Annotated in this window: 10 protein-coding genes and 1 other RNA gene; 3 read left to right on the top strand and 8 right to left on the bottom strand. The window is 54.2% G+C overall.

Annotation, left to right across the window (positions count from 1 at the left end):
- Positions 1-266: 266 nt before the first annotated feature.
- Both rnpB and rsmI read right to left on the bottom strand, forming a co-directional pair.
- Positions 267-628: RNase P RNA component class A (gene rnpB, locus ACN0V1_RS17420), an RNA gene on the bottom strand.
- Between the two features lie 56 nt (positions 629-684).
- On the bottom strand, positions 685-1,554 hold the full coding sequence (rsmI, locus tag ACN0V1_RS17425; RefSeq protein WP_417546220.1) for a 16S rRNA (cytidine(1402)-2'-O)-methyltransferase: 870 nt from the start codon (positions 1,552-1,554) through the stop codon (positions 685-687).
- A 159-nt stretch (positions 1,555-1,713) separates the two neighbouring features.
- On the opposite strand from rsmI, the gene ACN0V1_RS17430 reads away from it, so the two are divergent.
- From ACN0V1_RS17430 to ACN0V1_RS17440, 3 genes are read left to right on the top strand one after another with little or no spacing between them, the layout of a single operon-like run.
- Positions 1,714-3,576 (top strand): penicillin-binding protein activator, encoded by a 1,863-nt coding sequence (locus ACN0V1_RS17430; RefSeq protein WP_417546211.1) that lies wholly within the window; start codon positions 1,714-1,716, stop codon positions 3,574-3,576.
- Positions 3,577-3,607: 31 nt separating this feature from the next.
- Positions 3,608-3,976, top strand: coding sequence for a YraN family protein (locus ACN0V1_RS17435; protein ID WP_417546212.1), 369 nt, complete (start codon positions 3,608-3,610; stop codon positions 3,974-3,976).
- Positions 3,977-3,982: 6 nt separating this feature from the next.
- Entirely contained in the window at positions 3,983-4,573 is a 591-nt protein-coding gene (locus ACN0V1_RS17440) for an SIS domain-containing protein (RefSeq protein ID WP_417546213.1), read from the top strand.
- 53 nt (positions 4,574-4,626) lie between these two features.
- Here ACN0V1_RS17440 and ACN0V1_RS17445 read toward each other — a convergent pair whose 3' ends face one another.
- From ACN0V1_RS17445 to rpsI, 6 genes are all read right to left on the bottom strand, one after another.
- Positions 4,627-5,040 carry a ClpXP protease specificity-enhancing factor gene (locus tag ACN0V1_RS17445; RefSeq protein WP_417546221.1) on the bottom strand — a complete coding sequence of 138 codons (414 nt, stop codon included), beginning with the start codon at positions 5,038-5,040 and terminating at the stop codon, positions 4,627-4,629.
- 59 nt (positions 5,041-5,099) lie between these two features.
- Positions 5,100-5,729 carry a glutathione S-transferase N-terminal domain-containing protein gene (locus tag ACN0V1_RS17450; RefSeq protein WP_417546214.1) on the bottom strand — a complete coding sequence of 210 codons (630 nt, stop codon included), beginning with the start codon at positions 5,727-5,729 and terminating at the stop codon, positions 5,100-5,102.
- Between the two features lie 109 nt (positions 5,730-5,838).
- The gene (locus ACN0V1_RS17455; protein WP_417546215.1) at positions 5,839-6,594 is read right to left on the bottom strand and encodes a cytochrome c1; all 756 of its coding nucleotides are present in this window, start codon (positions 6,592-6,594) and stop codon (positions 5,839-5,841) included.
- Positions 6,594-7,826, bottom strand: coding sequence for a cytochrome b (locus tag ACN0V1_RS17460; RefSeq protein ID WP_417546216.1), 1,233 nt, complete (start codon positions 7,824-7,826; stop codon positions 6,594-6,596). The genes ACN0V1_RS17455 and ACN0V1_RS17460 overlap by 1 nt, the downstream gene beginning before the upstream one ends.
- Entirely contained in the window at positions 7,826-8,419 is a 594-nt protein-coding gene (gene petA, locus ACN0V1_RS17465; RefSeq protein ID WP_417546217.1) for a ubiquinol-cytochrome c reductase iron-sulfur subunit, read from the bottom strand. The genes ACN0V1_RS17460 and petA overlap by 1 nt, the downstream gene beginning before the upstream one ends.
- A 243-nt stretch (positions 8,420-8,662) precedes the next feature.
- Positions 8,663-9,055: a 30S ribosomal protein S9 gene (gene rpsI / locus ACN0V1_RS17470; RefSeq protein ID WP_096783517.1), complete on the bottom strand. Its 393-nt coding sequence runs from the start codon at positions 9,053-9,055 to the stop codon at positions 8,663-8,665.
- Positions 9,056-9,097: the final 42 nt, after the last annotated feature.

Genomic DNA, 9,097 nt, shown 5'->3' on the forward strand with positions numbered 1-9,097 from the left:
TAGAAACCACTTTTTCCCACTTGTGCACACTATAGAAACACGCAATTCACAATGCAAGCGCCGCAAACAGCGTCCCTCTTGGGAAAGTTCCTTTTATGACAACAGGTTAGAGAGAATGGCGTGAGCAAAACGTGACATTACGAATAAGAAAAGAAGGAAAATCAACCACCTGCAAAAAGGTCTGAAGAAGACAAGTGAGGTTTAAGATTTTTTGGCTATAAGAAGCGTGCCATGAGAATGAACACGCTTTATGCACTGAGGAAAAGAAGGTGAGCTCGCCGATAAGCCGGGTTCTGTCGTGGACAGTCATTCATCTAGGGCCTGCGTCACCACAGGCCTCAAGCAACCTACCCGAGTCCAGCGCGGGCCACGCCATAGGACTCCTATTTGGTCTTGCTCCAGGTGGGGTTTACCATCGCCGTGAACTGTTGCCAGTCACGCGGTGCGCTCTTACCGCACCGTTTCACCCTTACCGGTCCTCGCAAACGTGTCACGAAAACTTAGGCGGTCTGCTTTCTGTTGCACTTTCCGTCGGCTCACGCCGCCCAGGAGTTACCTGGCACCTTGCCCTGCGGAGCCCGGACTTTCCTCCCCCGGATAAACCGGCGGCGACTGTCTGGCGAGCTCGGGCGAGACAATACTCCTGCACCACGCGCCATGCAAGGAAAAGCACCGCTCCGGTGGTCAACTGTCTTTGAGATCCAACGCCCGTTGATACAGTTCGTTTTTACCCAGGCTGGTCAGATTGGAGGCAATCTTTGCCGCTTTCTTGAGCGGCAGCTCCTCCATCAGCAGACTCAGCAGTCGATCTACATCAAGTGCGCCGGCCATCAGGGAGCTTTCCGTTTTTTCAGCACCCCGCACCATGACAACAAATTCGCCCCGACTGCCGTGCGGATCATTCGTGAGGGTCGCCAGTACTTGAGTCGCTTCCCCGGAGTAGAACGTCTCGAAAGCTTTAGTAATCTCACGCCCCAGCACAATCTCACGATGCCCCCCCATGATTTCAACGATGTCGGCTACGGCATCCAGTATCCTGTGGGGTGACTCGTAAAAAACCAGAGTCGCATTCTCCTTGCGAAGCTCCTCCAGAGCGGTGCGTCGGCCAGAGCGCTTTGCAGGAAGAAAGCCGACAAACAAAAAGCGATCCGTGGGGAGGCCCGCAGCACTCAGCGCGGCAATCAACGCACATGGCCCGGGAATCGGACTTACCCGCAGCCCTTCGGTTCTTGCCTCCCGAACCAGCACATAGCCCGGATCAGAGATCAGCGGCGTACCGGCGTCTGAAATCAACGCAACATCAGCGCCCGCCAATAACTGATCCAGGATGCCCTGAACCCTGCCGCGCTCATTGTGATCATGTAATGCAATCAACGGCTTGTTAAGCCCTAAATGCTGCAGCAGGCGCCCGCTGTGACGGGTATCCTCTGCAGCAATAACCGTCACCTCCGAGAGCACGCTCACCGCGCGCGCAGAAATGTCCTCCAGGTTACCAATAGGGGTAGCGACAATATAGAGCGTTCCACGGGTATCGCCCGGCTTTATTACCTGCATGACTGACTGATCCGATTCAGTTTTCAAAATGTATGCCTCGAGCACAGGGGCAGCATTACCATGACACCTGCGTCATGTGAATTGGCCCGGGAGCTGTTAAACTTGCCACCATCAGATCGGCGCTACAAGCCCCAAACCCCGGAATCCATAGAGCTTGCCATGACTAAGAACCGTATTAACCATCGCGCCCTGGCCGGTATATTTACCCTGACCCTGCTATTTGCAGGCTGCGCCAGTATCGACCTGGAGTCACACGTTGCCCAATCCCCGTCGCAGGCTCTTGAGCTTGCCGCAAAGGAGCGAAACACTGAAACGGCGCAGCAATACCTGCTGAAGGTCGCAAGCCGGTTTCAGGAGCGCGGCGACCATCGGGCGGCCCGCACATTACTGCAGAGCACTCAACTGGCGCAACCTGCGCCATCACTGCAAGCCCAAAAACAGCTACTTGCCATGGCCGGCGCTGTAGCACTGGAAGACCGAGAGTGGGCGGGCAGTATCGTGACAAAACTCTCACCAGACAATTTCAGAGGCTACAACTCGGATCTCGTGAACCGCGCGGCAGGCCTTCAGGCTGAAACGTACGCGCTCGCGGGCGACCGTCTCTCGGCCGCCATGACCCTGATGCTTCTTTCACAGACAGACGGCAAGGTTAACCCGCAGCAGATCCACGATCAGATCTGGACCTTTCTGAAAGCCGTTCCGGACCAGAAACTCTCTGCCGCAGGTGAGAACACCATCGGTTTCGAGACCGAGGGGTGGCTCGAACTCGCCGCCAACGTGCGCGCTCCCGGGCTGAGCATTGACGATCAGGGCAAGGCTATCCGTCGTTGGCAAAACAACTGGCCCGGCCACCCTGCCGCACAGATACTGCCATCCGAACTGCAGCTCATTGCCAGCCTTGCCGCAAACCGGCCCGAAAAAGTTGTCCTGGCACTGCCGCTTCAAGGTCCCCTGGCGAGCGCTGGCAAAGCCATTCGCGACGGATTTCTGGCCGCCTACTATCAGGATAGCTCTGCAGACCGCAGCAAAACTGACATCCGTATTGTGGACACCTCAGGCCAACCCTTTGATGAGCTCTACAGGGAACTGGCCACTCAGGATATCGATCTGATTATCGGGCCGCTTGAGAAAGAAGCGCTGGCAAGCCTTACCAGCATGAAAACGCTTCCAGTTCCCGCTTTGGGCTTAAACTATCTGGCTGCAGACAAGAAGGCACCGGACGGCCTTTATCAGTTTGGTCTTTCCGCAGAGGACGAAGCCCGACAGATTGCTGACCGGCTCTCGGAGCAGAACATCAACCAGGTTCTGGTGCTCATCCCGCAGGGTGAGTGGGGTGATCGCGTAGAGGCCGCATTGCTGAAACGCATGCAGCACAACGGCGCGATTGCATTGGATATCGAGCGGTTCTTTCGAGAAGATAACCTGCGCGCGGTGACGGCGGACCTGCTGGGCATTACCGTATCCCGGGACCGCGCCATTCAGGTAGAACGCACCATTGGCCTCAATGTTGAGTTCGAACCACGGCGCCGGCAGGATGCTGAAGCGATTGTTATGGTGGCCGAGCCAGCAGTAGCGCGCCAGTTCAAACCCCTGTTTGCGTTTTACTTTGGCGGCGACCTGCCTGTGTACTCCCCTTCGATCATTTACGAAGGCACACCGGACGCTGCCCGGGATCGCGACCTCAATCAGGTTATATTCACCGATATTCCCTGGGTACTCGACGCCAAAAACCCGTTGCGCGAAGAAGCCACCAAGGTTTTGCCTGGCACTCAAGGTCAGCTGGGAAGGCTGTTTGCCATGGGAGCGGACGCATGGCAACTGAGCAAACGACTGCCTCTACTGCGCCAGGTTCAAACCGCGCAAGTGGATGGCCAGACCGGCCAGCTAAGCATGACTCGCGAGGGCAGCATTCACAGGACCCAGCTTTGGGCGCAATTCCGCAGTGGAACGCCCAACTTGCTACCCCAGCCCAAACCTCTTGGTGCCGAAGATGACAAACCGGCGCAGTCGTTGACAAACTAACCCTGAGTCGCAAAAGGACAAGATAAGCGCCATGGAAGGCAGCAAAGCAATCGGAACACATTTTGAAGGGGTTGCAGCACGGTACCTCAGCTCTCGAGGCGTGGAGATACTTGAGCGCAACATTTATAACCGCGGCGGTGAAATCGACCTGATAGGGCAAGACAAGGGTACGCTTGTCTTCTTTGAGGTGCGCTACCGGGGGACGGACAGCCTTGTCGATCCGGCAAGCTCCATTTCCTATCCGAAACGACAGCGGCTGCTAAAAGCCGCTTCGTTTTATCTGCACCGACACAACCTTTGGAACGCGCTCAGCCGGATAGACGTGGTGGCAATCAGTCCGGGAACCGTAAAAAAATACCGGGTACAATGGATCAAAAATGCAATCCAGGCGGACGTATAGATTCTGATGAACGAAACGGGAAACCTGATCAACCAGTTGTTTGCGAGCCACATGGAGCATACTGCCCAAGCAGCCAGTACCGTGGGGCCCGCTATCGAGCATGCTGCAGAGGCGTTTGTAAACGCCCTTCTCAATGACGGGAAAATTGTCACCTGCGCCAACGGCAATGCCAACGTAATCGCCCAGTATTTCTGCACAGCCTTTCTGAACCGCTTCGAGCAGGATCGGCCGGCGCTGCCGGCAATCAACCTGGGAGCCGACGCAACTACTTTCTCGGCCATCTGCCGCGACAACCGCTTCAACGATACCTTCTCACGCCAGGTCAAAGCTATCGGTAAGCCCGGCGACCTACTATTCGTGATAGTTGATGATGGCCACAAAGCGAACCTTATTCAGGCCATTCAGGCAGCCCATGACCGGGAAATGAACGTGGTGGTGTTGAGCGCGAGGGAGAAGTCTGACATCACCTCCCTGATGCATTCAGAAGACCACGAGATCGCTCTGAACGACCTCTCGCCTGCAGAGGCTACGCCTTTGCTACTGCTTGTGATCAATGCGCTGTGCTCATTGGTAGACGGGAAACTGTTTGGGGGCTGACAAAAAAGCCGGCATCAGCCGGCTTTTTTGTCAGCACAGTTATTGGCTAAAACCTACTTAACGACCTTGAGAGTCGGACGACCCGACGGGCGCTCTTCCTGGCCTTCAGACGACCGACCGCCATCCCGATCATTAGTGCCGTCAGGATCCGGAGAGCCCGGCTCACTGCCAAAAACCATACCTTCACCGTTTTCCTTGGCGTAGATAGCCATCACTGCCTGAAGTGGAATGAATACCTGCATAGGCACACCGCCGAAACGGGCGCTGAACTCCAGAGCGCCATTACCCACTACCAGGTTACGCACAGCACCAGGACTGACATTCAGAACGATCTGCCCGTTCGCGACATGCTCCGTGGGCACCTGAACACCCTGAACGCCCGCATCCACAACTATATAGGGCGTGCAGTCGTTATCCAGTATCCACTCATTGAATGCACGTACCAGATACGGACGACTGGATGTCATGGTGATCTTGTTATCAGACACTGCTTGCCTCCTGTTCCGTATGGCAAAACCCCGCCAATTCAGCTACGGATGTCTTCTTCAAGATCAGAAAGGCTTGCCTTAAAACCTTCGCGATCAAAAATACTCTCCATATACTTCTGCAGCGGCTTGGCTTGCTTGTCATTGAGTTCAATACCCAGTGACGGCAAACGCCAGAGGATAGGTGCAATACAGCAATCCACAATGGTAAATTCTTCAGAAAGGAAAAACGGCATTTCACCAAACAACGGCGCCGTAGCAAGCAGGCTTTCGCGCAGCTCTTTACGCGCGGCTTCTGACGCCTTGACGTTTGGTTGGTGCAAAATCTGATCCACCAAACCACACCAGTCTTTCTGGATTCTGTGAATCATCAGCCGACTGTTGGCACGGGCAACCGGGTAAACCGGCAGCAACGGCGGGTGCGGAAAGCGCTCATCAAGATATTCCATCATGATGTTAGGCTCATACAGAACCAGATCACGATCCACCAGAGTCGGCAGGGCGTTATACGGATTCAGATCAGCCAGCTCGGCTGGCGGACTGTCCGGGTCAACATCAACGACATCAACGGTAACACCCTTCTCTGCCAACACAATGCGCACTCTGTGGCTATAGTGGCTGGTCGGGTCTGAGAAAAATGTCATCGATGACCGCTTGGTCACAACGCCCATAGAACTACCTCACAAATAAACAAACCGAAATGGTCCTGAAAAACGCAAAAATTCCAGCGGGCCGGTTAACGCCCACTGGAACTCAGGGAACGGGATTATACCCTATTTTTCAGTGCACGTCCTTCCAGTACTCACGATTGAGCAGGTAGGTAAAGACAAAGAAAATAGCAACGAAGATCAATACGAAAATCCCGAGGCGTTCACGCTCAACCTTGATAGGATCCGCCATGTAAGACATAAAATTCGTCAGGTCATACATGGCACGGTCAAACTCGGCGCCGGTCATGCTACCTTCAATGGCATACTCGGGGCAGACATTTCCGTTATTGACATTGCCACTCAGCGGCTCAACACTGGCTTTTTTACCGATGTTAGGCTCCACTGCACACAACCCCTGCAGTTCGACCATAACATGGGGCATGCCCACCTTGTCGAACACCACGTTGTTTACACCCAAAGGGCGGGTTTCATCCTTATAGAAACCACGCAGGTAGGAGTAAACCCAGGACTCGCCACGCAGGCGGCTTTCCAGGGTAAGGTCAGGTGGCGGAGCACCAAACCAGCCTGCTGCCATATCCTTGTTCATGGAGTTCTTCATCAGTTCGCCAATCTGAGCGCCGGTGAAAATAAGATTCTCCTCGAACAGCTTGACTGGAATCTCCAGATCGTCAGCGACCCGCTTGTAACGAGCGTACTCCATGGAGTGACACCCCATGCAGTAGTTAGTGAACGTGGTAGCACCACGCTGGAGAGATGCTTTGTCTGTGTGGTCCGTCTTAATGTGATCAAGATGAACACCAGCGCCGGCTGCCAGTCCGAGAACCGGCAGGAATGCGATGAAAAGACCAAAAATCAGCTTTCTCATTATCCTGTCACCCTCTCTGGTACTGGCTTGGTTTTCTCCATGCGCGTATAGAACGGCATCAGAATGAAGTAGAGGAAGTACACTGCTGTCAGAATCTGGGCAACAATGATACGACCTTCGGTTGTAGGCACAAGGCCAAGATAGCCGAGAATAACGAAGCTTATTGCGAACAGCGCCAGTGCAATCTTGCTCAGCCAACCCTTGTAGCGAATGGAGCGCACCGGGCTTCTGTCCAGCCAGGGCAAAACAAACAGGATCGCAATCGCACCGCCCATGACAACCACACCCCAGAACTTCGCCGGCAACCCGAAGAGATCAATCGTGACCGCGCGCAACATGGCGTAGAAAGGCGTGAAGTACCAGACAGGCGCAATATGCGCAGGCGTCTTCAGCGAGTTCGCAGGCTCAAAGTTCGGTGCCTCAAGAAATAGTCCGCCCATCTCAGGGAAGAAGAACACCACAATAAAGAAGATAAAGAAGAATACCGCCACGCCCACGAGATCGTGCACAGAGTAGTAGGGATGGAACGGGATACCGTCTTTGGGAATTCCGTTTTCATCCTTGTTCTTCTTGATATCGATGCCGTCCGGGTTGTTGGAACCCACTTCATGCAAAGCAAGAATGTGGAGAACAACCAGGCCAAGCAGCACGATCGGAAGCGCAACCACGTGCAAGGCGAAGAAGCGGTTCAGGGTAATACCGGAGATCAGGTAGTCACCACGAATCCACAGAGACAGATCCTCACCAATAACAGGGATGGCACCAAACAGGTTTACGATCACCTGCGCGCCCCAGTAGGACATCTGACCCCAAGGCAGCAGATAGCCCATGAAAGCTTCTGCCATCAGCACCAGGTAAATCAGCATGCCGAATAGCCAGATCAGCTCCCGCGGCTTCTGATACGAACCGTACATAAGGCCGCGGAACATGTGAAGATAAACCACAATGAAGAAAGCGGAGGCACCCGTGGAGTGCAGGTAGCGCAAGAGCCAACCCCACTGTACATCACGCATGATGTACTCAACGGAAGCAAACGCCCCCTCGCCTGTCGGGTTGTAGCTCATGGTAAGCCAGATACCGGTTACCAACTGATTCACCAGTACAAGCATCGCCAGAGAACCGAAAAAATACCAGACGTTGAAGTTTTTCGGCGCATAATATTTTGCCAGGTGTTTATTCCAGGCATCCACAACTGGCAGACGTTCGTCCACCCAATTAAGAAGCTTCTGCATTACGCTGCCTCCGGATCAAGACCAATCGTGAGAGTCTCATCATCGTCGTAACGATAGGGTGGGACCTCCAGGTTCAGCGGAGCAGGCTGCGCTTTATAGACCCGGCCGGCCATATCGTAGCGGGAACCGTGACAAGGACAGAACAGACCACCCAACCACTCGCTACCCAGATCTGCCGGAGCGACGTCCGGGCGATAGCTAGGCACACAACCCAGATGGGTACACAAACCAACCAGCACGGCGAACTCCGGCTTGATTGAGCGGTACTCATCACTGGCATAACCTGGCTGTTGCGACTCTTCTGACTGGGGATCTCTTACCTTATCGTCGAGCTTTACAATATTATCCAGCATTTCCTGAGTACGGCGGATAACCCAAACCGGCTTACCTCGCCACTCGACGGTGATCTGCTGACCCGGTTCAATCTTACTGATATTGACGGTTACCGGCGCTCCAGCTGCTTCCGCTTTGGCACTGGGATTCCAGGATGCCACGAAAGGAACTGCCGCACCGACGACGCCGACTCCACCTACCGCAGCCGTAGCACCGATCAGAAACCGGCGTCGACCTTGGCTCACGTCGCCATTATTCATTATGGTTTTCTCCCATCAGGCGATGTCACAGCCCGCAAGAAAGCCGACAGTGTGCATCGAAAAGGACTTCACAATCCAAAAATATAAGCGCTCAAATGGTAATGAAATTACCATGTCCTTACAAGTCGGAAAGCCGCCGCCAGAGCCTCTTCTCTGCTCCAGATCAATTTGACCACCATTGACCCTGAAACAAAAAAACCCGACCAAATAGCCGGGTTTTCCTGAGATCTGCTCCAGCGAAACTTAACGCTTGGAGTACTGAGGACGCTTACGCGCCTTGCGCAGACCAACTTTCTTACGCTCAACTTCACGAGCATCACGGGTAACATAACCCGCTTTACGCATCGCTGGGCGCAGAGTTTCGTCGTAATCCATCAGAGCGCGGGTCAGGCCGTGGCGAATAGCGCCTGCCTGGCCACTGATACCACCACCCTTTACGGTAATGTTGATATCAAAACGATCTGCAGACTCTGCTACAACCAGAGGTTGGCGCACGATCATACGCAGCGTCTCACGACCGAAAAAATCTTCGATGGTGCGACCATTGATAGAAATATTACCGCTTCCCGGCTTGATAAACACCCGAGCCGTGGACGTTTTGCGGCGACCAGTACCGTAATTTTGTGCTACAGACATATCCGCCTTCCGTTAAATGTCGAGTTCTTTGGGCTGCTGGGC

The organism is Marinobacter sp., assembly GCF_048266785.1.
Lineage (GTDB): Bacteria > Pseudomonadota > Gammaproteobacteria > Pseudomonadales > Oleiphilaceae > Marinobacter.

Bases quoted from the DNA above. Each gene is read 5' to 3' on its own strand.
- rsmI (WP_417546220.1), bottom strand. From the start codon at position 1,554: ATGCAGGTAATAAAGCCGGGCGATACCCGTGGAACGCTCTATATTGTC.
- ACN0V1_RS17430 (WP_417546211.1), top strand. From the start codon at position 1,714: ATGACTAAGAACCGTATTAACCATCGCGCCCTGGCCGGTATATTTACC.
- ACN0V1_RS17435 (WP_417546212.1), top strand. From the start codon at position 3,608: ATGGAAGGCAGCAAAGCAATCGGAACACATTTTGAAGGGGTTGCAGCA.
- ACN0V1_RS17440 (WP_417546213.1), top strand. From the start codon at position 3,983: ATGAACGAAACGGGAAACCTGATCAACCAGTTGTTTGCGAGCCACATG.
- ACN0V1_RS17445 (WP_417546221.1), bottom strand. From the start codon at position 5,040: ATGACATCCAGTCGTCCGTATCTGGTACGTGCATTCAATGAGTGGATA.
- ACN0V1_RS17450 (WP_417546214.1), bottom strand. From the start codon at position 5,729: ATGGGCGTTGTGACCAAGCGGTCATCGATGACATTTTTCTCAGACCCG.
- ACN0V1_RS17455 (WP_417546215.1), bottom strand. From the start codon at position 6,594: ATGAGAAAGCTGATTTTTGGTCTTTTCATCGCATTCCTGCCGGTTCTC.
- ACN0V1_RS17460 (WP_417546216.1), bottom strand. From the start codon at position 7,826: ATGCAGAAGCTTCTTAATTGGGTGGACGAACGTCTGCCAGTTGTGGAT.
- petA (WP_417546217.1), bottom strand. From the start codon at position 8,419: ATGAATAATGGCGACGTGAGCCAAGGTCGACGCCGGTTTCTGATCGGT.
- rpsI (WP_096783517.1), bottom strand. From the start codon at position 9,055: ATGTCTGTAGCACAAAATTACGGTACTGGTCGCCGCAAAACGTCCACG.